The 21,590-nt window shown below is 70.9% G+C and carries 16 protein-coding genes and 1 pseudogene; 15 read left to right on the top strand and 2 right to left on the bottom strand.

The window, feature by feature from the left end:
* The 10 genes and pseudogenes from MCHUDSM44219_RS08150 to MCHUDSM44219_RS08105 all read left to right on the top strand — a co-directional run.
* A pseudogene (locus tag MCHUDSM44219_RS08150) lies at positions 1-505 on the top strand (exodeoxyribonuclease V subunit gamma); the annotation flags it as partial.
* A complete protein-coding gene (gene recB, locus MCHUDSM44219_RS08145) occupies positions 505-3,810 on the top strand; it encodes an exodeoxyribonuclease V subunit beta (RefSeq protein WP_048417732.1) in 3,306 nt (1,101 codons plus the stop codon). The pseudogene MCHUDSM44219_RS08150 and the gene recB, both read left to right, overlap by 1 nt.
* Positions 3,807-4,706, top strand: coding sequence for an NYN domain-containing protein (locus MCHUDSM44219_RS08140; protein WP_048417731.1), 900 nt, complete (start codon positions 3,807-3,809; stop codon positions 4,704-4,706). Before recB ends, MCHUDSM44219_RS08140 begins: the two co-directional genes overlap by 4 nt.
* On the top strand, positions 4,703-6,379 hold the full coding sequence (gene recD / locus MCHUDSM44219_RS08135) for an exodeoxyribonuclease V subunit alpha (protein WP_048417730.1): 1,677 nt from the start codon (positions 4,703-4,705) through the stop codon (positions 6,377-6,379). Before MCHUDSM44219_RS08140 ends, recD begins: the two co-directional genes overlap by 4 nt.
* Positions 6,380-6,501: 122 nt before the next feature.
* Positions 6,502-6,801: a hypothetical protein gene (locus MCHUDSM44219_RS08130; protein ID WP_048417729.1), complete on the top strand. Its 300-nt coding sequence runs from the start codon at positions 6,502-6,504 to the stop codon at positions 6,799-6,801.
* A gap of 129 nt (positions 6,802-6,930) precedes the next feature.
* A complete protein-coding gene (locus tag MCHUDSM44219_RS08125) occupies positions 6,931-7,233 on the top strand; it encodes a hypothetical protein (RefSeq protein WP_048417728.1) in 303 nt (100 codons plus the stop codon).
* Positions 7,234-7,260: 27 nt separating this feature from the next.
* A complete protein-coding gene (locus MCHUDSM44219_RS08120; RefSeq protein ID WP_048417727.1) occupies positions 7,261-9,657 on the top strand; it encodes a lysylphosphatidylglycerol synthase transmembrane domain-containing protein in 2,397 nt (798 codons plus the stop codon).
* Between the two features lie 158 nt (positions 9,658-9,815).
* Positions 9,816-11,267: an LLM class flavin-dependent oxidoreductase gene (locus MCHUDSM44219_RS08115; RefSeq protein WP_048417726.1), complete on the top strand. Its 1,452-nt coding sequence runs from the start codon at positions 9,816-9,818 to the stop codon at positions 11,265-11,267.
* Positions 11,268-11,285: 18 nt separating this feature from the next.
* Entirely contained in the window at positions 11,286-12,455 is a 1,170-nt protein-coding gene (locus tag MCHUDSM44219_RS30820; RefSeq protein WP_048417725.1) for an LLM class flavin-dependent oxidoreductase, read from the top strand.
* Positions 12,452-13,654, top strand: coding sequence for an SfnB family sulfur acquisition oxidoreductase (locus tag MCHUDSM44219_RS08105; protein WP_048417724.1), 1,203 nt, complete (start codon positions 12,452-12,454; stop codon positions 13,652-13,654). Before MCHUDSM44219_RS30820 ends, MCHUDSM44219_RS08105 begins: the two co-directional genes overlap by 4 nt.
* 4 nt (positions 13,655-13,658) lie before the next feature.
* Here the strand turns inward: MCHUDSM44219_RS08105 and MCHUDSM44219_RS08100 are convergent, their stop codons facing one another.
* A complete protein-coding gene (locus MCHUDSM44219_RS08100) occupies positions 13,659-13,880 on the bottom strand; it encodes a hypothetical protein (RefSeq protein ID WP_048417723.1) in 222 nt (73 codons plus the stop codon).
* A gap of 160 nt (positions 13,881-14,040) precedes the next feature.
* On the opposite strand from MCHUDSM44219_RS08100, the gene MCHUDSM44219_RS08095 reads away from it, so the two are divergent.
* From MCHUDSM44219_RS08095 to MCHUDSM44219_RS08075, 5 genes are all read left to right on the top strand, one after another.
* Positions 14,041-14,742, top strand: coding sequence for a M15 family metallopeptidase (locus tag MCHUDSM44219_RS08095; RefSeq protein ID WP_236695399.1), 702 nt, complete (start codon positions 14,041-14,043; stop codon positions 14,740-14,742).
* Positions 14,743-14,837: 95 nt separating this feature from the next.
* Entirely contained in the window at positions 14,838-17,087 is a 2,250-nt protein-coding gene (locus MCHUDSM44219_RS08090) for an MMPL family transporter (RefSeq protein ID WP_048417722.1), read from the top strand.
* Positions 17,088-17,092: 5 nt separating this feature from the next.
* The gene (locus tag MCHUDSM44219_RS08085) at positions 17,093-18,154 is read left to right on the top strand and encodes a type III polyketide synthase (protein WP_048417742.1); all 1,062 of its coding nucleotides are present in this window, start codon (positions 17,093-17,095) and stop codon (positions 18,152-18,154) included.
* Positions 18,155-18,157: 3 nt separating this feature from the next.
* Positions 18,158-18,661 carry an isoprenylcysteine carboxyl methyltransferase family protein gene (locus MCHUDSM44219_RS08080; RefSeq protein ID WP_048417721.1) on the top strand — a complete coding sequence of 168 codons (504 nt, stop codon included), beginning with the start codon at positions 18,158-18,160 and terminating at the stop codon, positions 18,659-18,661.
* Entirely contained in the window at positions 18,658-19,680 is a 1,023-nt protein-coding gene (locus MCHUDSM44219_RS08075) for an NAD(P)/FAD-dependent oxidoreductase (protein ID WP_048417720.1), read from the top strand. Before MCHUDSM44219_RS08080 ends, MCHUDSM44219_RS08075 begins: the two co-directional genes overlap by 4 nt.
* Here the strand turns inward: MCHUDSM44219_RS08075 and MCHUDSM44219_RS08070 are convergent.
* On the bottom strand, positions 19,666-21,486 hold the full coding sequence (locus MCHUDSM44219_RS08070; protein WP_048417719.1) for a sensor domain-containing diguanylate cyclase: 1,821 nt from the start codon (positions 21,484-21,486) through the stop codon (positions 19,666-19,668). The genes MCHUDSM44219_RS08075 and MCHUDSM44219_RS08070 overlap by 15 nt on opposite strands.
* Between the last annotated feature and the right edge of the window lie 104 nt (positions 21,487-21,590).

Below are 21,590 nucleotides of genomic sequence, written 5' to 3'. Positions count from 1 at the left end.
GACGGGCACGGTGCCGCGGGTCCACGGCGAGCGCATGGTGGCCGTCACGTACTCCAAGCTCGACGGCAGGCACCTGCTCGAATCGTGGATCCGGTTGGTGGCGTTGACCGCCCGCCATTCCGGCCACGACTGGACGGCGGTGTGCATCGGCCGGGCCAAACGCGGCGACACGCCGCGCCAGCGGCTGCTCGGCCCGCCCGAGGACGCCACCGGGGTGCTCGCCGATCTCGTCGCGATGTACGACGAGGGCCGCCGCGCCCCGATCCCGTTGCCGCCCAAGACGTCCTACGCGTGGGCTGAGACTGAGCACCACCGCGGCGCACCCGCGCGCGAAGCAGGCTGGAAGTGGAAGTCGGGCAAGTATCCCGGTGAGGACGCCGAACCCGCCCACGTGACGGTCTGGGGTCACGGCCGTCCGCTGGTGGATCTGGTGGCCGCGGGCCTGCCGGGCTACGCGGGCCGGCTGTGGTCCCCGATGCTGCGCGCGGAGAGGACCCTCGACTGATGGAACCGTTCGATCTGCTCGGCCCGCTGCCGGCGCCGTGCACCACCACGGTGCTGGAAGCCAGCGCAGGCACCGGGAAGACGTTCACCCTCGCCGGGCTGGTCACCCGCTATCTGGCCGAGGGCGTGGCGACGCTGGACCAGATGCTGCTGATCACATTCGGCCGCGCGGCCAGCCAGGAACTGCGCGAGCGGGTGCGCGCCCAGATCCTCGATGCCCTTCTGGCGCTGGGCGATCCGTCCCGCGCGGGCGACAACGCGCTGCTCGCCCACCTGGTGTCGGGCACACCCGACGAGGTCGACGTGCGGCGGGAGCGGCTACGTGACGCGCTGGCGGGGTTCGACGCCGCCACCATCGCGACCACGCATCAGTTCTGCCAGCTGGTACTGCGGAGCCTGGGCGTGGCCGGGGACACCGATTCCGGGGTGCAGTTGGTCGAGAGCCTCGAGGACGTGGTGTCCGACATCGTCGACGATCTGTATCTCGCGCACTTCGGCCAGGAACGCGACGAGCCGCTGCTGTCCTACGACGCCGCGCTGCATCTGGCGCGCGAGGTCGTCGGCGGCGCCCACACGAAACTGCGGCCGGTCGATCCTGCGCCCGGCACGGACCCGGCGGTGCGGGTCGAGTTCGCGACCGCGGTGTGCGCGGAACTCGAGAAGCGCAAGCGCCGGCTCGGCATCCTGCACTACGACGACCTGCTGTCTCGGCTGGCCGACGCGCTGGAGGCCGACGACTCCCCCGCCCGCGCCCGGATGCGGCGGCGCTGGTCGATCGTAATGGTCGATGAGTTCCAGGACACCGATCCGGTGCAGTGGCAGGTGATCGACCGCGCGTTCAGCGGGCACTCCACGGTGATCCTGATCGGCGACCCGAAGCAGGCGATCTACGCGTTCCGCGGCGGCGACATCGTCACCTACCTGCATGCCGCGGCCACCGCGGGCCACCAGCGCACGCTCGGCACCAACTACCGCAGCGACGGACCGCTGGTCGACAGCCTGCAGGCGGTGATGCGCGATGCCCACCTCGGCGACTCGCGCATCGTGGTGCGCCCGGTCGCCGCCGCGCATGCCGCGCACCGCCTCGCCGGCGCGCCGCACAACGCGCCGTTCCGGCTGCGGGTGGTCACCCGCGACCAGTTCGGGGTCCGCCCGGACAAGGTCATCCCGATCGATCGGCTCCGCCGTCACATCCCCCGGGACATGGCCGCCGACATCGCCGCGCTGCTCGCCGGCGGTGCGACGTTCTGCGGTGAACCGGTGGTCCCCGGTGACATCGCGGTGATCGTGGAGAGCCACCGTGACGGCCGCGCCTGCTTCGAGGCGTTGACCGCCGCGAACATCCCGGCCGTCTACACCGGCGACTCGGACGTGTTCGCCTCCCCCGCCGCCGACGACTGGCTGTGCCTGCTCGAGGCCTTCGACCAGCCGCACCGCTCCGGCCTGGTGCGCGCCGCGGCCACCACGATGTTCTTCGGGGAGACGGCGCAATCCCTTGTCGCGCAGGGTGACCGGTTGACCGACCGGATCACCGAGACGCTGCGCAGCTGGGCTGACCACGCCCGGGAACGCGGCGTGGCGGCGGTGTTCGAGGCGGCGCAGCGTGCCGGCATGGGCCAGCGGGTGCTGTCCTGGGTCGACGGCGAACGGCACATGACCGACCTGGCGCACCTGACCCAGCTGCTGCAGGAGACCGCGCACCGCGAACATTTCAGCCTGCCGGCGCTGCGGGACTGGCTGCGCACCCAGCGCGAGGAACGCGGCGGTGCGATCGAACGCAGCAGACGGCTCGACAGCGACGCGGCCGCCGTCCAGATCATGACGGTGTGGGTGAGCAAGGGGCTGCAGTTCCCGGTGGTGTATCTGCCGTTCGCGTTCAACCGCAACATCCAGACCCGCGACGTGGTGCTCTACCACGAAGGGGACACCCGCTGCCTGCACATCGGCGGCGAGCAGAGTCCCGACCACGACGACGTGCAGCGCCGGGGCCGCCGGGAGGCGGCAGGTGACGACGTCCGGCTCACCTATGTCGCGATGACACGGGCGCAGTCGCAGGTGGTCGCGTGGTGGGCGCCGTCCAACGATGAACCGAACGGCGGCCTGTCGCGGCTGCTGCGCGGGCGCCGGCCGGGCGAGGCGGTGGTGCCCGATCGGTGCGATCCGCCCCGGATCGACGATCCGGATGCGATGGCGCTCCTGCGGGCATGGGCCGACGCCGGCGGACCGGTGCTCGAGGAATCCGTCATCGCCTCTCCGACGCAGGTCGTGAAGGCGCCTGTCCGAGACGATCTGGACGCGCGCCACTTCCACCGCCGGATCGACACCTCGTGGCGCCGGACGTCGTACTCGGGCCTCATCCGCGCGGCCGAGGAGGCTCCGGGGGTGTCCAGCGAGCCGGAGGTGACCGAGCTGGACGACGAGGTCGCCGACGTCCCGGTGTCCGAGTCGGACGCCGTCGGCGCGGACCTGGCGTCGCCGATGGCCGACCTGCCGACCGGCGCAACATTCGGCACGCTGGTGCACGCGGTGCTCGAGACCGCGGACCCGTTCGCGACGGACCTGGCCGCCGAGCTCGAGACCCAGATCCGCCGGCACGCGCTGTGGTGGCCCGTCGACGTCGCACCGGCCGACCTGGCCGCGGCGCTGATCCCGATGCACGACACCCCACTGGGACCGCTGGCGCCCGGCGCCACACTGCGGGCGATCGGATTGCGGGACCGGTTGCGGGAGTTGGACTTCGAGTTCCCGCTCGCTGGCGGTGACCTGCGCGGGGGCGCGCCGACGATCTCCCTGGCCGACGTCGGCGCGCTGCTGCGCGCGCATCTGCCGCCTGGCGACCCGCTGTCCGGGTACGCCGCTCGGCTGTCCAGCGGCGCGCTGGCCGCCCAGTCGCTCAAGGGGTATCTCACGGGGTCGTTGGACGTGGTGCTCCGGGTCGACGGCCGCTACCTGGTCGCCGACTACAAGACGAACTGGCTGGGCGAGCCGGGCGGCGCCCTGACCGCCGCCGACTACGGGCAGACGCGGATGGCCGAGGCCATGCTGCACTCTGACTATCCGCTCCAGGCGCTGCTGTACTGCGTTGTGCTGCATCGCTTTCTGCGGTGGCGGCTGCCCGGGTACACGCCGGAGCGTCATCTCGGCGGGGTGCTGTATCTGTTCGTGCGCGGCATGTGCGGGCCGGACACACCGATGGTCGAGGGCCATCCGGCGGGGGTGTTCAGCTGGCGGCCGCCCGCGGAACTGATCGAGGCCGTGTCGAATCTGCTCGACGGCGCCGCCCAGTCGGAGACACTGGTGCGATGACGGATTCTTCGACCTCCCGCGTCGCGGTCTACTTCGACTTCGACAACATCGTGATCAGCCGCTACGACCAGGTCAACGGCCGTAACTCCTTCCAGCGCGACCGGTCGCGGGACGACGGCAACGGCGAGTTCACGGACAAGTTGAAGCGTGCCACCGTCGACGTCGGCGCCATCGTCGACTTCGCGTCGTCGTTCGGCACGCTCGTGCTCACCCGCGCCTACGCCGACTGGTCGTCGGAGATCAACGCGAACTACCGCGGCCAGCTGGTCGGCCGCGCCGTCGATCTGGTGCAGCTGTTCCCGGCCGCCGCCTACGGCAAGAACGGGGCCGACATCCGCCTCGCCGTCGACGCGGTCGAGGACATGTTCCGTCTCCCGGACCTGACCCACGTCGTGATCGTCGGCGGCGACTCCGACTACATCGCACTGGCGCAGCGCTGCAAGCGTCTGGGCCGCTACGTCGTCGGCATCGGGGTCGCGGGCTCGTCCAGCCGCTCGCTGGCCGCCGCGTGCGACGAGTTCGTCACCTACGACGCGCTGCCCGGCGTCCCGGTGTTCGAACCCGACGAATCCGCAACCGAGGCGGCGCCGAAGAAGCGGGGCCGCCGGACCAAAGCGCAGGACGACACCCCGGAGGAACCCGACGAGCCCGATCCGCTGGATGCGGCGACGGCACTGCTCACCCGCGCGCTGCACATCGGGCTGGAGAAGGACGACGTGGACTGGCTGCACAATTCGGCGGTCAAGGCCCAGATGAAGCGGATGGACCCGTCGTTCTCCGAGAAGTCGCTCGGCTACAAGTCGTTCAGCGAATTCCTGCGCTCGCACGACGACCTCGTCGAGCTCGACGAGAGTTCGACGGCGCGGCGGGTCCGACTGCGGGGGGAATCACCGTGACCGCGACGACGCTCGACGCGTTCGACGAGCTGCTCGAACCCGCCGATGTCCATGTGGCGCAGCGGCTCTCGACGCTGACCGGTGAGTCGGACCCGACCGTGGCCCTGGCTGTGGCCCTCGCGGTGCGGGCGGTACGCGCCGGCTCGGTGTGCGTGGATCTGCGATCGGTCGCCCAGCAGGTCGGTCAGCCCGAATTGCCCTGGCCCGCAACGCAGACCTGGCTGCGGGCCCTGCAGGCCAGCCCGCTGGTGGACAAACAGGTGCTGCACCTGATGTCCGATCGCAGCGCCGACCTGCTGTACCTCGACCGGTACTGGCGCGAGGAGCAGCAGGTCCGCGACGACGTGCTCGCGCTGCTGGCCTCGCCGCTGCCCGCCGAGGTGCCCGGCCTCGAACGACTGTTCCCCGCCGGGTGGGATGAGCAGCGTCGCGCCGCGGAAGTGGCTCTGGCGCAATCGCTCACGGTCCTGACAGGCGGGCCGGGCACCGGGAAGACGACCACGGTCGCGCGGCTGCTCGCCCTGCTCGCCGAGCAGGCCGCACTCGCGGGCCGGCCGCCGCTGCGCATCGCGCTGGCCGCCCCGACGGGCAAGGCGGCGGCACGTCTGCTCGAGGCGGTGCGCTCGGAACTCGACAAGCTCGACGCCCAGGACCGCGACCGGCTGCCGGAGCTGACGGCCTCGACACTGCACCGCCTGCTGCGGCCGCGTCCGGACAATGCGTCGCGCTTCCGGCACCACCGGGAGAACCGGCTGCCGCACGACGTGATCGTGGTCGACGAGACGTCGATGGTGTCGCTGACGCTGATGGCCCGGCTCCTCGAGGCGGTGCGCACCGACAGCCGGCTCATCCTGGTCGGCGACCCCGACCAGCTGGCGTCGGTGGAGGCGGGCGCGGTGCTGGCCGACCTCGTCGACGGTCTGGGCGCCCGCACCGGCGTGCGCATCGCGGCACTGCAGACCTCGCACCGGTTCGGGGCGAGCATCGGCACGCTCGCCTCGGCCATCCGTGACGGCGACGCCGACCGGGCGGTCGAGGTGCTGCGCGACGGCGGGGAGCACATCGAGTGGCTGGCCGTCGACGATCCCGGCGAACGGCTGCGGCCGGTGCTGCTGCCGCACGCGCTGCGGCTGCGGGAGGCGGCGATCCTCGGTGACGCGCGGGCGGCGGCCGGCACGCTCGACGAGCACCGGCTGCTGTGCGCCCACCGTCGCGGCCCGTCGGGCGTGGCGTACTGGAACCGTCAGGTCGAGAGGTGGCTCACCGACGCGACCGGCGAGCCGATCTGGGCGGACTGGTATGCCGGGCGACCGGTGCTGGTGACGGCCAACGACTACGGTCGCAAGCTCTACAACGGCGACACCGGGGTGGCCGTCGTGCGCGGCGAGTCGCTGACCGTCGCGATCGGCGAGCAGGAGTTCGCCGCCGGCCGGCTCTCCGACGTCGAGACCATGCACGCGATGACGATCCACAAGAGCCAGGGCAGCCAGGCCGACGAGGTGACGGTGCTGCTGCCCGCCGAGGAGTCGCGGCTGCTGACGCGCGAGCTGTTCTACACCGCGGTCACCCGCGCGAAATCGCGCGTGCGGGTGGTCGGCACGGAGGCCTCGGTCCGGGCGGCCGTCGCCCGGCGCGCGGTGCGCGCCTCCGGACTGGCCCGCCGCCTCGCCTGACGGAGGTCGACGGCGCACTTTCTGCCAACGGTCGGTCAATTTCTGCCAGCCGAAATGAACCCGGGCGCCCGACGGTTTCGTAGGTCAGATCACCACGATCAACCCACGAAGAAGGCCCGATCATGAAGAAGTTCACCGTCACCACCGCCGCTGCAGCCGCGCTGACCGCCGGCCTCGTCGGACTGGCCGCCCCCGCGCTGGCCGCCCCGACCGGTGGCAACGCCGCCGACACCATCAGCGCGCTGGAGGCTCAGGGCAACCGCGTCGTCGTCACCCGCCAGTCGAGCACGCCGCTGGACAAGGCGTCCGTCGTCTCGGTCACCCGGGGCCCCGCCATCCCGCAGGGCGTGCCCTTCGCGACCTCGCAGGGCGACAACAACCGCACGGTGCGCAACCAGACCGTGTACGTCACGGTCCGATAACCCGCTCGACGAAAAATGGGGCGCCCTCGAACCGGGGGCGCCCCTTTTTCGTGGAACCAGCTGTAACGGTCGGCCGAGAGGCCCACACCACGCAGCAAGACAACGTCGTCGACACGAAGGAGCACCACCATGACCAAGACCACCGTCCTCGCGGGCATCGCCACCGGACTGGCCTCCGCGGCACTGAGCCTGGCCGGACCGGCCCTGGCCGCACCGACCGGCAGCGGTCAAGCCGACGCCACCATCATGGCGCTCGAGGACCAGGGCAACCGCGTGATCGTCACGCGGCTCTCCAGCACCCCGCTGCGGGACGCGTCGGTCGTGTCCATCACCCACGGCGTGGACGTCCGTCAGGGCGTGCCGTTCGCCACCTCCCAGGGCGACAACTTCCGGTCGATCAGCAACCAGACGGTCTACGTCACCGTGAAGTGAGCGGGCAGCCGCTATGATCGTTGAGCCATGCGCGTTGACGGGCGGGACATCGTCGTCTCGGGGAGCCTGCTCCAACCACTGACCCGGCGCACCAACGACATTCTGCGGCTCGCGCTCTCGGGGATCTTCCTCGTCGTCGTCATCACCAGCTCGCTCATCACCCGCAACGAATGGGAAGCGCTGGAACAGTCGATCTCCGAGATCGTCGGCGTGCTGAGCCCCACGCAGTCCAACACCGTCTACCTGATCTACGGCATCGCGATTCTCGCGCTGCCCTTCGTGATCCTGATCGGTCTGATCGTCGCGCGGCAGTGGAAACTCCTGGGCGCGTACGCCGCGGCGGGAATCGCCGCGATCCTGTTGCTGTCGATCACCGGCAACGGCATCGCGGCGCCGCAGTGGCATTTCGACCTCACCGAGCGGCTCGATACCGTGCTCTCGCAGTTCCTCGACGATCCGCGCTGGATCGGGATGCTCGCAGCCGTGCTGACGGTGTCGGGTCCGTGGCTGCCGGCGCGGTGGCGACGCTGGTGGTGGGCGCTGCTGCTGGCGTTCGTGCCGATCCACCTGGTCGTCAGCGCCGTCGTGCCGGCGCGCTCGCTACTCGGCCTGTCGGTCGGCTGGTTCGTCGGCGCCCTGGTGGTTCTCGTGGTCGGCACCCCCGCGCTCGAAGTGCCTCTCGACGGCGCCGCTCGCGCGATGGCGCGACGTGGCTTCCGGGTGGCGGCGCTGCGCGTGGTCCGGCCGGCGGGGCGAGGACCCATGGTGCTCACCGCAACTCAGGACCGTACCGTCGACCACGGCGACCCCGACGAGGGCGACGCGGTCGTCGAACTGTATGGGCCGCATCAGCGCGGTGGCGGCTTCCTGCGGCAGTTCTGGCGCAAACTCCGGCTGCGCGACAGCGAGACCGCACCGCTGCAGACGTCCATGCGCCGGGCGGTGGAACACCGTGCGTTGATGGCCATCGCGGTCGGCGACCTGGCGCTGGCGAACACCTCGCCGATCGCGGTGTCGGCGCTCGAACGCGGCTGGACGCTCTACGCGCACCGGCCGGCGCGGGGGACGCCCCTCGACGCTTGCGCCGAACACACGCCCGTCAGCCGGGTCTGGGACGCGCTCGGAATCCTGCACAGTCAGCAGATCTCGCACGGTGATCTGCGCAGCAAGGAGATCACCGTCGTCGACGGCACCCCGCAGTTCGGCGGCTTCGCACTCGCCGAATACGGTGCCTCCGAGGCACATCTGCACTCCGACATCGCGCAGCTCCTCGTCACCACCACCGACCTGTACGGCGCCGAGAAGGCGGTGGCGGCCGCGATCACGGTGTTCGGCAACGACGCCGTCCTCGCCGCCTCCCGCCGGCTCACCAAAGCAGCGATGCACCAGGGTCTCCGGAACTCGGTGCGCGACGCGGGCTCGGTGATGTCGGCGGCGCGTGAGGAGGTCAAGCGCCAGACCGGGGCCGACCAGATCACCACCGCGACGATCACGCGCTTCACCCGCAGCCAGCTGATCCAGACGGTGCTGCTGGTGGCGCTCGTCTACGTCGCCTATCCGTTCATCAGCTCGGTGCCGGTGTTCTTCTCCGAACTGGGGTCCGCGAATTGGTGGTGGGCGGTGGCCGGGCTGCTGGTCTCGGCGCTGAAGTACCTGGGTGCCGGCGCGGCGCTGTGGGCGTGCGCGGACGGCCTGGTCAGCTTCCGCAATCTCGCGATCATGCAGGTGGCCAACACGTTTGCCGCGACCACCACACCCGCGGGTGTCGGCGGGCTCGCGCTGAGCACCCGGTTCCTGCAGAAGGGCGGGTTGGGCGCGCTGCGGGCGACGACGGCGGTGGCGCTGCAGCAGTCGGTCCAGGTGCTGACCCACATCACACTGCTGATCATCTTCAGTGCCGCCGCGGGCGCGTCGGCGAACCTGTCCCGGTTCGTGCCCGGCGCCACGGTGCTGTACCTGATCGCCGGCGCGGCGCTGGGCGCGGTCGGGGTGTTCCTCTTCGTCCCCAAGCTGCGGCGCTGGCTGGCCACCGCGGTTCGGCCGCGGCTCAAGGAGGTCCTCGACGATCTGGTCGAGCTGGCCCGCGAGCCGAAGCGGCTCGCGTTGATCATACTGGGTTGTGCGGCAACGACTCTCGGTGCGGCGCTGGCGCTGTGGGCGAGCATCGAGGCGTTCGGCGGCAACGCCAGCTTCGTCACCGTCACGATCGTGACGATGGTCGGCGGCACGCTGGCCTCGGCGGCGCCGACGCCCGGCGGTGTCGGCGCCGTGGAGGCCGCGCTGATCGGCGGTCTCGCCGCGTTCGGCGTGCCCGCCGCGGTCGCGGTGCCCTCGGTGCTGCTGTACCGGATCCTGACGTGCTGGCTGCCGGTGTTCATCGGCTGGCCGATCATGCGCTGGCTCACCCGCCGCGACATGATCTAAGCCGCTCCCCTCTGTGCGCCGGAATAGCATTCCGGGTTGCGATTTCTCGCTCACAGCGACCAGGAATGCGCTTCCGCGGGCGCAGCCACCGGGGTAATAAGAGAATCGCGGTGAGACAAACCGGTGTCGGCAGGCCGGCGATCGGACACCATTTCGCGGTGACCCGTGTGATCCGTTTCAACGCCTTCGACATGAACTGCGTCGCCCACCAGTCTCCCGGCCTGTGGAAGCACCCCGACGACCAGTCCTGGCGCTACAAGGACCTGCGGTACTGGACCGAATTGGCCCAACTCCTCGAGCGCGGCCGCTTCGACGGCCTGTTCATCGCCGACGTGCTGGGCACCTACGACGTCTTCGGCGGCAGTGACGAGGCCGCGATCCGGCAGGCCGCCCAGGTCCCGGTCAACGACCCGCTGCTGTTGGTGTCGGCGATGGCGTACGTCACCGAGCACTTGGGCTTCGGCATCACCACCGGCACCGGCTTCGAGCACCCCTACCCGTTCGCGCGCCGCATCTCCACACTCGACCACCTCACCGGCGGCCGCATCGGCTGGAACGTCGTCACCGGCTATCTGCCCGCGGCCGCCCGCAACATGGGCCCGATCGACCAGCCCGCCCATGACGCCCGCTACGACCACGCCGACGAGTACCTCGAGGTGCTCTACAAGCTGTGGGAGGGTTCGTGGGAGGACGACGCCGTCGTGCGTGACGCGGCGCGCGGCGTCTTCACCGACCCTGACAGGGTGCACCACATCGGCCACGAGGGAACGCATTTCAGCGTGCCCGGCATCCACCTGTCCGAACCGTCCCCGCAGCGCACCCCGGTGATCTACCAGGCCGGCGCCTCGCCACGAGGGGTGCGGTTCGCCGCCGAGAACGCCGAGGCCATCTTCACCGCGGCGCCGACGAAGGCGATCCTGCGGGACACCGTCTCCACCGTTCGGCGCGAGCTCGAACTGGCCGGCCGCGACCCGTACTCGGTGAAGATCTTCAACCTGTCGACGATCATCACCGCCGGCACCGAGGACGAAGCGCACGCAAGGCACGCCGAGTACCTGTCCTACGGCGATCCGGAGGGTGCGCTGGTGTTCATGTCGGGGTGGATGGGCGTGAACCTCGCCCGCTACGGCCTCGACGAACCGGTGGGCAACGTCGATTCGAACGCGATCCTCTCGGCGGTCGAGGCGTTCCAGTCCGCGGATCCCGACGGCCGCGAGTGGGCGGTCCGGGACATCGCCGAGTGGGGCAAGATCGGCGGCATCGGTCCCCGCTTCGTGGGATCCGGTGCGCAGGTTGCCGACTCGCTGCAGGAATGGGTCGACGAGACCGATGTCGACGGTTTCAATCTGGCCTACGCGATCACGCCGGGTTCGTTCGAAGAGTTCGTCGACCACGTGGTGCCCGAACTCACCGCCCGCGGCGCCTATCAGTCGGCCTACACGCCGGGCACGCTGCGGCACAAACTGCACGGGCGCGGCGACCGGTTGCCCGACGAGCACCGCGGCGCGGGGTACCGCGTCGGGGGGCCGTCCTCGACGATCATCGACCGCCCGGCCACGGTGCCGTCGTCGCCGGCGTCGGTCGCCGCGCAGCCGACGCGCGGCCGCTGACACGACGGAGGAGAAGACATGACCATCCAATTGCATTGGTTCCTACCGACATACGGCGACAGCCGGCTCGTCGTCGGCGGCGGGCACGGCACCCCCGCCGGGGCCGCGCACAGTGACCGCGACGCGTCCATCGACTATCTGGCGTCGATCGTGCGGGCGGCGGAGAGCTTCGGTTTCACGGGGGCAATGATCCCGACGGGCGCGTGGTGTGAGGACGCGTTCATCACGGCCGCTCTGCTGGCCCGCGAGACGACCTCGCTGGCGTTCCTGGTGGCCCTCCGGCCCGGCCTGGTGAGCCCCACCCTGTCGGCGCAGATGGCGGCGACGTTCGCCCGCCACGCCCCCGGCCGCATCCTGTTGAACGTGGTGGTCGGCGGCGAGGCCCACGAGCAGCGCGCCTTCGGCGATCACCTCGATAAGGACGGGCGCTACCGACGCTGCGACGAGTTCCTCGACGTGGTGCGGCGGCTGTGGGCGGGCGAGACGGTATCCCTGCAGGGCGAGCACATCCACGTCGAGGAGGCCTCGCTGGCCGGTCCCCCGAACCCGGTGCCGCCGTTGTACTTCGGCGGCAGTTCCGCGGCCGCGGGACCGGTGGCCGCCCGGCACGCCGACGTGTACCTCACCTGGGGGGAGCCCCCCGAGGCGGTCCGGAAGAAGATCGAGTGGATCCGCGGGCTGGCCGACGCGCAGGGGCGACCCGTGCGGTTCGGCATCCGGCTGCACACCATCTCCCGCGACAGTGCCGACGCCGCATGGGCCGAGGCGGACCGGTTGGTCGGGGCACTGGACGAGGAGACCGTCCGCAGCGCGCAGCAAGGCCTGCACCGCAGCGAATCCGAGGGGCAGAAGCGAATGCTCGCGCTGCACGAACAGCATCGCAGCAACGGCTCGTGGCACGACGCCCGCACCCTGGAGGTGGCGCCCAATCTGTGGGCAGGCGTGGGGCTGGTGCGCGGCGGTGCCGGTACGGCGCTGGTGGGCAGTCACCGGGAGGTGGCCGACCGCATCGCCGAATACGCCGAGGTGGGCATCGACGAGTTCATCTTCTCGGGCTATCCGCACCTCGAAGAGCTGTACTGGTTCGGCGAGGGCGTCATTCCGATCCTGCGCGACCGCGGTCTGTTCGCGGCGCAGACGCACACGGCCGCGCCGGCGGCCATTCCGTTCGTCGGCGCCGCGCGGTGACGGTGTCGCTGTCGGCCGATGCGGTCCTCGATGTCGCGGCGAAGCTCGCCGGCCAGTTCGAGGTCGACGCGGCCACCCGCGACGAGCGGCGGCAGCTTCCGTACGACCAGGTGGCAGCGCTGAAAGAGTCCGGGCTGCTGGCCATTTCCGTACCGGAGCGGTATGGCGGCACGGGGGTGCCGGCGACGGTGCTGGCCGAGGTGTTCCGCCTCCTGTCCCACGCCGACCCCTCGATCGCCCAGATCCCGCAGTCACACGTCACCTTTCTCGAGGCGCTGCGCCTGCAGGGCACCGAGGCCCAGAAGGAGTTCTTCTTCGGCAGCGTCGGTGACGGCGCGCTGTTGGCCAACGCCCAGTCCGAGCGGGGCCCGCACACCATCGACGTGGACACCACGACCTTGCAGCGGCAGCCCTCCGGTGACCATGTGTTGTCGGGTCGGAAGTACTACTCCACCGGCGCGCTGTTCGCGGACTGGATTCTGGTGCGTGCCTCCGTCACTGACGGTTCCGGCGAAGCACCGACTGCGGCGACACCCAAGGCGATCGCGTTCGTCGCCCGCGATACGCCCGGTGTGGAGGTGGTCGACGACTGGGACGGCATGGGGCAGCGCACCACGGCGTCGGGGACGGTGATCCTCGACGACGTCGTGGTCCCCTCCGAGCACGTGGTGCCGTTCAGCCCGATCTTCGCGGGGCCGTCCACCTACGGCGCGCGGGCGCAGTTGTGGCACACCGCGATCGACGTCGGTCTCGCGACCGGCGCGCTGGCCGCCGGGGTGGTTGAGTCTGGCCGCGCCAGGGCGCATTTCGAGGCGCGGGTGCAGACCGCGGCCGAGGATCCGACGCTGATCGCCGCCGCCGGCGAGCTGACGGTCACGGTGCGCGGTGCGCAGGCGCTGCTCGCCGAGGCCGCCCGGCGGGTGGACGCGGCAGAGCACGCCCTGACGCCGCAGTCGGCTGCGGAGGCATCGATCGCGGTGGCGGTGGCGAAGGTGGCCGCCACCCGCGCCGCGCTGGCGGCCGCCGAGGGTCTGTTCGAATTGGGCGGCACGCGAAGCGCTTCGGCGGCGGGCAATCTGTCCCGGTTCTGGCGCGACGCGCGCACTCACACGCTGCACGATCCGACGCGCTGGAAACTGCAGCACATCGGCCGGTACACGCTGTCGGGAACCGTGCCGCCGCGGCACGGTCAGATCTGAGGCGTCAGCAGAGCTGCCCGGCGAACACCGCACCGGTGACGAGTGCGATGACGATCGCGACGTTCGGCAGTCCGCTGGACAGCGCGAGGACGACGCCGGCGATTCCGGCGATCAGCACCGTGATCATCAGAAAAGCGACGACCCAGTTGATGTCGTGGGACGTGCGAACCGCGTGCGATGGCTCGACCTGCTGCGGAACCATCGCACCCTCGCCGAATCCGACCATGTCCGCCCTTTCTGTGACTGCGGACACACTATAACGCCACCATGAGCTACATCACAGCAAAGACGGCGATCTTGTGACCTGGGGAAAAATCGAAAGCTGTACTAACAGAAGTGTTTAGCGTGTCTAACCGCATGCCCGGGCCCGGGTACGGTGGTCCGCGGTGAGATTCACGAGGCTGGCCGCGCTGGCGGCCGTGACGATGACGCTGGTGCAGTGCGCGTCGCCACCGGAGCCGCCGCCGGCGTCGCCCGACCCACCGTCCGCGCCGGCGCCGCAACTCTCGACGTCAGCGCAAGCGCCGCCGCGGTCCCCGACCGTCAGCCCGGTCACCGCCGCCGAACTCGGCGCGACCTGGCGGCCCGGCTGTCCGGTGGGCCCCGACGCGCTGCGCCGCGTCGAGCTGGACCACTGGGGCGTCGACGGACGGCTCCACCGCGGCGAACTGGTGGTCAACGCCGACGTGGTGAACGCCGTCGTCGACGTGTTCGCCCAGCTCACCGCCCTTCGCTTCCCGATCGAGAAGATGCAGAGCCCCGACCGCTACCCCGGCGCCGAGGACGAACTGTCGATGCGCGACAACAACACCTCGGCCTACAACTGCCGCGGCATCCCGGGCTCGGACAGCTGGTCGCTGCACGCCTACGGACGCGCGGTGGACATCAACCCACGGATCAATCCCTACCTCGATGCCCGGGGCCACTTCGAACCCGCCAACGGGGGCCCGTGGCTGGACCGCACCCGCACCGACCCCGGCATGTTCCACGACGGCGACCCCGCCGTCGAGGCCTTCACCGCGCGGGGCTGGCGGTGGGGCGGTCATTGGCGCACGCCGCTGGACTACCAGCATTTCGAGCTGCGCTGAGGCCGTCACATCACGATTTCGTCAGATCGTGAACCCCCACAGGGTTTCTTCCGTGTCGTAAATTTAGGCGCTTCTCGAGAACACGGGAGACAGAGCTGCTTCACCGAATCGCTTCGCTCGCTCTCGCCGCGCCACGCCGAATCGTGGGCGCGGCGGCGGCGCTCACCGTCGCGCTCGCCGTCCTCGGCGTGCCGGTGGCGGCCAGCCTGTCCCCCAGCGGCTTCGCCGACCCCGGCAGCGAATCGGCGCGCGCGTCGCGGACACTGACCGAGACCTTCGGCCAAGGTGACGTCGTGATGCTGATCGTGGTGTCCGCGCCTGACGGTGTCGACAGCCCCGCCGCGCGCGACACCGGGCAGCGCATCGCTCAGCGCGTCGCCGACCATCCGCACGTCGCCACCGTCTCGTCGGCCTGGACCACCCCACCTGCCGCCGCGGCGGACCTGATCAGCCGGGACCGGACGTCGGGGCTGGTCGTCGTCGGCATCACCGGCACCGAGGCCGAGCAGCAGACGTACGCCAGGGAGATCGATCGGGACGTCACGCGGGATGTGCCCGCGGGCGTCACGGTGCGCACCGGCGGAACCGCGATGGTCAACGTGCAGATCACCGAGCACTCGCAGCGCGACCTGCTGCTGATGGAGGGCCTGGCGATCCCGCTGAGCTTCCTGGTGCTGGTCTGGGTGTTCGGCGGGCTGCTCGCTGCGGCGCTGCCGGTGGCGATCGGTGTGATGGCGATCGTCGGGGCGCTGGCGGTGCTGCGGGTGGTCACCTTCGCCACGGATGTGTCGATCTTCGCGCTGAACCTGGCCACCGCGATGGGTCTGGCCCTGGCGATCGACTACACGCTGCTGATCCTGAGCCGGTACCGCGACGAGCTCGCCGGCGGCGCCGGCCGCACCGAGGCCGTGCGGCGCACCATGGCGACCGCCGGACGCACGGTGATCTTCTCGGCGACGACGGTCGCGCTGTCGATGTCGGTGATGGTGCTGTTCCCGATGCACTTCCTCAAGTCCTTCGCCTATGCGGGCGTGGCGACGGTCGCGTTCGCCGCGGCCGCCGCCGTGGTGGTCACCCCGGCCGCGCTGGTGCTGCTCGGTGACCGGCACGACTCCCTCGACGTGCGCCGGCTGGCCCGCCGGCTGCTGCGCCGGCCCGACCCGCAACCGATCCCGGTCGAACAGCGCTTCTGGTACCGCTGCGCGCAGACGGTGATGCGGCGCGCACTGCCGCTGGGCCTGGCTGTCGTCGTGCTGCTGATCGTCGCGGGCCTGCCGTTCCTCGGCGTGCGGTGGGGCTTTCCCGACGACCGGGTGCTGCCGCAGTCGGCGTCGGCGCATCAGGTGGGTGACCAGCTGCGGCGCGACTTCGCCGACAACACCGACACCGCGGTCACCGTCGTCGTCCCCGACACCCAGGGCCTCGGCCCAGCCGAACTGTCCGCCTATGCCGGCGCACTGTCACGGGTGCCCGACGTGGTCGCCGTCTCCGCACCGACCGGCACGTACGTCGACGGGGTCGCCTCGGGCCCGCCGTCGGCACCGACCGGCGAGAAGGACGGCAGCGCGTTCCTCACCGTCGCCAGCAGCGCACCGTTGTTCTCCGACGCGTCGGAGCGGCAACTCGACGGGCTGCACGCCGTGCCGGGGCCCGGCGGTCGCGCCGTCGAGATGACGGGCACCGCGCAGACCAACCGCGACAGCGTCGACGCGATCACCTCCACCCTGCCGCTGGTGCTCGGCCTGATCGCCGTCATCATGTTCGCGCTGCTGTTCCTGCTCACCGGCAGCATCGTCGTCCCGCTCAAAGCGCTTGTTCTGAACGTCCTTTCGCTGACCGCGGCGTTCGGCGCGCTGGTCTGGGTGTTCCAGGACGGCCACCTGGGCGGGCTGGGCACCACCCCGACCGGCACCTTGGTCGCCAACATGCCGGTGCTGCTGTTCTGCATCGCCTTCGGCCTGTCGATGGACTACGAGGTGTTCCTCGTCGCCCGTATCCGTGAATTTTGGCTCGCCACCGGGCAATCCGACGAGTCGGTGGCCCTGGGCATCGCCTATACGGGCCGCATCATCACCGCCGCGGCACTGATCATGTCGATCTCGTTCGCGGCGCTGATCGCGGCGAGCACGTCGGTGATGCGGATGTTCGGCCTCGGCCTGACGCTGGCGGTCCTCGTCGACGCGACACTCGTGCGCATGGTCGCGGTGCCCGCGTTCATGCGCCTGATGGGGGGCTGGAACTGGTGGGCGCCGCACTGGCTCAAGCGGATCCACCGCCGCCTCGGCCTCGAGGAGGCACCGGCGGCCCCGCCGCCCCGAGAACCCACAGAACGGATATCGCCATGACCCCCATCAGCGTCATTGCCGGCGTCCAAGGCGCCTTACCGCCGCACCGCTACAGCCAGCAGGAGGTCACCGACGCGTTCCTCGCCGTGCCGGCGTTCGCCGGGCTCGACGAGGTGGTGCGCGGTCTGCACGAACACGCCAAGGTCAGGGCACGGCACTTCGTGCTGCCCCTCGACCGGTACCCGGCCCTGCAGGACTTCGGCGAGGCCAACGACATCTACCTCGAGCACGCCGTCGATCTCGGCTGCGAGGCGCTGACCGCCGCGCTCGACGAAGCAGGCCTGCTCGCAAGCGATCTCGACCTGATCATCACCACGACGGTCACCGGCGTCGCGGTGCCCTCCCTGGACGCGCGCATCGCGGGCAGGCTGGGACTGCGACCGGACGTGCGCCGGGTGCCGCTGTTCGGGCTGGGGTGCGTCGCCGGGGCCGCCGGCATCGCGCGTATGCACGACTATCTGCGCGGAGCTCCCGGGCAGACCGCCGCACTGGTGTCGGTGGAACTGTGCTCGCTGACCTACCCGGCGGCCGAGCCGACAATGGCGAGCCTGGTGGGCAGCGCGCTGTTCGGTGACGGCGCGGCCGCGGTGGTCGCCGTCGGCGAGGACCGCGCCGAGCAGGTGGACCCCCGCGGTCCCGCGGTGGTGGACACCTGCAGCCGGATGTACCCCGACTCCCTGGACACCATGGGGTGGAAGGTCGGCAGGAACGGCTTCGCGCTGATCCTGTCGGCCGATCTGCCCGACCTGATCGACCGCTATCTGGCCGACGACATGTCCGCGTTCCTCGGCGGGCACGGCCTGGCTGTCGACGACATCGCCGCCTGGGTGTCGCATCCCGGCGGCCCCAAGGTGATCGAGGCGATCACCGCCGCGCTCGGCCTCGGCGACGACGCCCTGGAACTGACCTGGCGCTCACTCGGCGAGGTCGGCAACCTGTCGTCGTCGTCGGTGCTGCACGTGCTGCGCGACACCATCGCCAAAAAGCCACCGGCCGATCAGCCCGGGCTGCTGATGGCGATGGGCCCGGGCTTCTGCTCGGAGCTCGTCCTGCTGCGCTGGCGGTGACCCGTGCTGGCCTACACACTGCTGATCGCCGCGGTCGCCGCCGAACGGATCGCCGAACTCATTGTCTCGCAACGTAACCTGCGTTGGAGCCGGGAGCGGGGCGGCGTGGAGTTCGGCGCCGGCCACTACCCGGTTATGGTAGTGCTGCACACCGGCCTGCTGGTCGCCTGTCTGGTGGAAGCCGCGCACCGCGAGTTCCTGCCCGCGCTGGGGTGGCCGATGCTGGCGGTGGTGCTGGCCGCGCAGGCGCTGCGGTGGTGGTGCATCGCCACGCTCGGGCGGCAGTGGAACACCCGGGTGGTGGTCGTGCCCGGTGGGGGCCGCGTCACCGGTGGGCCCTACCGGTACCTGCGTCACCCGAACTACGTGGCGGTCGTCGTGGAGGGCATCGCGCTGCCCCTGGTGCACACCGCGTGGATCACCGCGCTGGTGTTCACGGCCCTCAACGCCGCGCTGCTGCGCACCCGGATCACCGTCGAGAACCGGGCACTGGAGCGGCTGCCGTGATCGACCTGTTGGTCGCGGGCGGTGGACCCGCGGGCCTGGCGACGGCGATCCACGCCGCGCGCCGCGGTCTGCAGACCGTGGTGATCGAGAAGCGCCAGGGCGCGATCGACAAGGCGTGCGGTGAGGGACTGATGCCGCACGCGGTGCGCGAACTCGGCCTGCTCGGCGCTCACCCCGCGGGTGTGCCGTTCCGCGGTATCACCTACCTCGACGGAAAGCGTTCCGTCAGCGCCGCGTTCGCGTCGGGACCCGGTCTGGGTGTGCGCCGCACGGCACTGCATCGCGCGCTCCTTGACGCCGCCGGCGCGGCCGGGTCGCGCATCGAGACCGGCACCGTCGGGGCCGTCACCCAGGACGACGACGGCGTGTGCGTCAACGGAATCCGGGCGCGCTACCTGGCCGCGGCCGACGGCCTGCACTCCGCCGTGCGCGCCGGCCTGGGCCTGCACCGCCCCGGCCCGGCGACCCGCCGGTGGGGGTTCACCCGGCATGTCGGTATCGCACCGTGGTCGGACTGCGTGGAGGTGTACTGGGCCGTGGACCCGGCTGCCGGGGAGGCGTACGTGACGCCCGTCGCCGGGGACTGCGTCGGGGTGGCGATCCTGAGTTCCCGGCAGGGCGGTTTCGACGAGCACCTGGCCGCGTTCCCGGCGCTGCGCGACCGGCTCGCCGGCCATCCGTACGAACCCGATCGGGCGGCGGGACCGTTGCGGCAGCGGGTCGCGCGCCGGGTGGTGGGCCGCGTCCTGCTGGTGGGCGACGCGGCAGGCTACGTCGACGCGCTGACCGGTGAGGGACTCGGGCTGTCGTTCGCGGCGGCCCGCACGCTGGTCGACAGCGTGGTCGCCGACCGGCCGGCCGACTACGAACGGCGCTGGCGGCAGACCACCCGGCGCTACCGGCTGATGACCGCCGGGGTGCTGCGGGCCAGCGGATCCCCGCTGCGGCCGCTCATCGTGCCGGCCGCCCGCCTGGCGCCGCCGGTGTTCACCCGTATCGTGAACCTACTCGCCGAGTAGCACCGCGCCGTCGCGGTAGATCGAGATCGCGTTGCGCCCTTCGGATTTGGCGGCATAGAGCGCCTTGTCGGCGTGGTCGAGCAGCTCGCGCACCGCGGTGTCGGGATCCGACCCGGTGAGCCGCCACGGCCGCAGCGTCGCCACACCGACACTGATCGTCACGGTGCCCGTGTCGGTGCCGCCGTGCGGTATCGCCAGCGAGCGGATCGCCCGCACCAGGCCCTTGGCGAACCCGGAGGCGTCGTCGCAGCCCGACAGCACGACCGCGAACTCCTCTCCGCCGTAACGTGCAGCCACACACACGCCGGGATCGGCCAGATGCGCCAGCACCTCGGCGATGTGGCGGAGGCATTCGTCGCCGGCCTGATGCCCGTAGAGATCGTTGAACGACTTGAAATGGTCGATGTCGACGAACAGCGCCGTCACCTGCTCGCCGTCTTCGGCAGCACGGCGCCAGATCTCGGCCGCCCGCTGGTCGAGGCCGCGCCGGTTGGCCAGCCCGGTGAGCGGGTCGGTGTTCGCCATGTCGGTCAGCGAATCCTGCACCTCGCGCTCCAGCGTCACGTCGCGCATGATCGCGGCGGTCAGACCGTCGGCGGTCCGCCGGCTGTGCAGCACGTACCAGCCCCATGATCCGTCGGTGCGCCGGACGCGGAATGGTGCCGAGGCCCCGGGATCCGAGGCGGGGAAGTCTGCGCGGGCGTCGCGGTCGTCGGGATGGATGTGGTCGAGCCAGCGCGCCTTGGTGATGGGGCCGTCGGGGATGTCGAGGATCTCGTGGCCCTCGCTGGCGCGGTGCAGCACGTTGCCGTCGGCGTCGACGAGGATCACCACGTCGCCGGTCAGTTCGGCGATCAGCTCGTACGCCTTGTGGCTGGCGTCGTCGAGGGCGACCAGGCGCTCACGGTCCTCGAGCGCGGCGGCGACCAGCACGACCATCGTGAACGCGCCCAGCACGAACACCTGCGCGGAGATCATCGCCTGGCCGGGGTCGTCCAGCGACGCGGCGAACGGGCCGTACCCGGCGAAGGTGCTGCCGAGCACCAACGCCGAGCCGATCGCCATCTCGGCGAACGCCGACGCGATGCCGGAGCGGATGAGCACCAGCAGCGCGGGCAGCCCGGTGAGAAACACCAGCACGAAGCTCGACCTCGTCGCCGACGCCGCGCAGAGGCCGACGGTCACCGCGGTCATCATCGTGAACCACGCCACCTCGTGGACGGTGTGCCGACGCGCGTAGTGCCGCCACCGCAGCATCAGCGGGACCAGGAAGGCGATACCGACGGCCTCGGTGAGGTACCAGGCCATCGCGGCGAAGGCCAGTGCCCGCGCGTCGGTGCCGACCTCCCCGTTGAATGCCAGGCCGGCGACACCGATCGGGCTCGCCAGCACCGGGGCGACGAACACGCCGTAGAACAGGAACCGCTGCCAGCTGCGCAGGGAGTCGCTGCGGCCGCTCACCCAGTCCTGATCGCGGTGCAGCATCACCGCGGCGAACACCACGGCGGTCAGCGTCGAGAGCACCCCGATCTCCGGGGAGAGCCCGAGCACGAACCGGCCCGGGATGATCTGGATGGCCGCGAATGCGAGGAGGTAGACGGGCCACTGCCGGCGCGGCGCCGTCAGCAGCGCGACCAGTTGCGGCGCGACGGCCGGCCACACCATCGCGTAGGACCAGCTGTCCAGGTACACCAGCCCGCGCACCAGGAAGCACAGCGCGCCGACCGTCAGCGTCCAGCCCACCAGCTGCGGTAGCGGGGGTATCGCGCGCCTGACCGGCGCCCAGCGGAGCGAGCCGGTCGTCATCAGAACAGTCAACCGCGTCAATAATCCGGTCGGCAATCCCTGGTGACGATCTGTGCCGAAATTTTCCGCGTTCACGGCCGCGACCCATTCCCGAAACATGCGGT

It is taken from the genome of Mycolicibacterium chubuense, assembly GCF_001044255.1.
Taxonomy (GTDB): Bacteria; Actinomycetota; Actinomycetes; order Mycobacteriales; family Mycobacteriaceae; genus Mycobacterium; species Mycobacterium chubuense.
This window is presented reverse-complemented; position numbering and strand designations above follow the sequence as displayed.

Bases quoted from the DNA above. Each gene is read 5' to 3' on its own strand.
- recB (WP_048417732.1), top strand. From the start codon at position 505: ATGGAACCGTTCGATCTGCTCGGCCCGCTGCCGGCGCCGTGCACCACC.
- MCHUDSM44219_RS08140 (WP_048417731.1), top strand. From the start codon at position 3,807: ATGACGGATTCTTCGACCTCCCGCGTCGCGGTCTACTTCGACTTCGAC.
- MCHUDSM44219_RS08125 (WP_048417728.1), top strand. From the start codon at position 6,931: ATGACCAAGACCACCGTCCTCGCGGGCATCGCCACCGGACTGGCCTCC.
- MCHUDSM44219_RS08120 (WP_048417727.1), top strand. From the start codon at position 7,261: ATGCGCGTTGACGGGCGGGACATCGTCGTCTCGGGGAGCCTGCTCCAA.
- MCHUDSM44219_RS08130 (WP_048417729.1), top strand. From the start codon at position 6,502: ATGAAGAAGTTCACCGTCACCACCGCCGCTGCAGCCGCGCTGACCGCC.
- MCHUDSM44219_RS30820 (WP_048417725.1), top strand. From the start codon at position 11,286: ATGACCATCCAATTGCATTGGTTCCTACCGACATACGGCGACAGCCGG.
- MCHUDSM44219_RS08070 (WP_048417719.1), bottom strand. From the start codon at position 21,486: ATGACGACCGGCTCGCTCCGCTGGGCGCCGGTCAGGCGCGCGATACCC.
- MCHUDSM44219_RS08100 (WP_048417723.1), bottom strand. From the start codon at position 13,880: ATGGTCGGATTCGGCGAGGGTGCGATGGTTCCGCAGCAGGTCGAGCCA.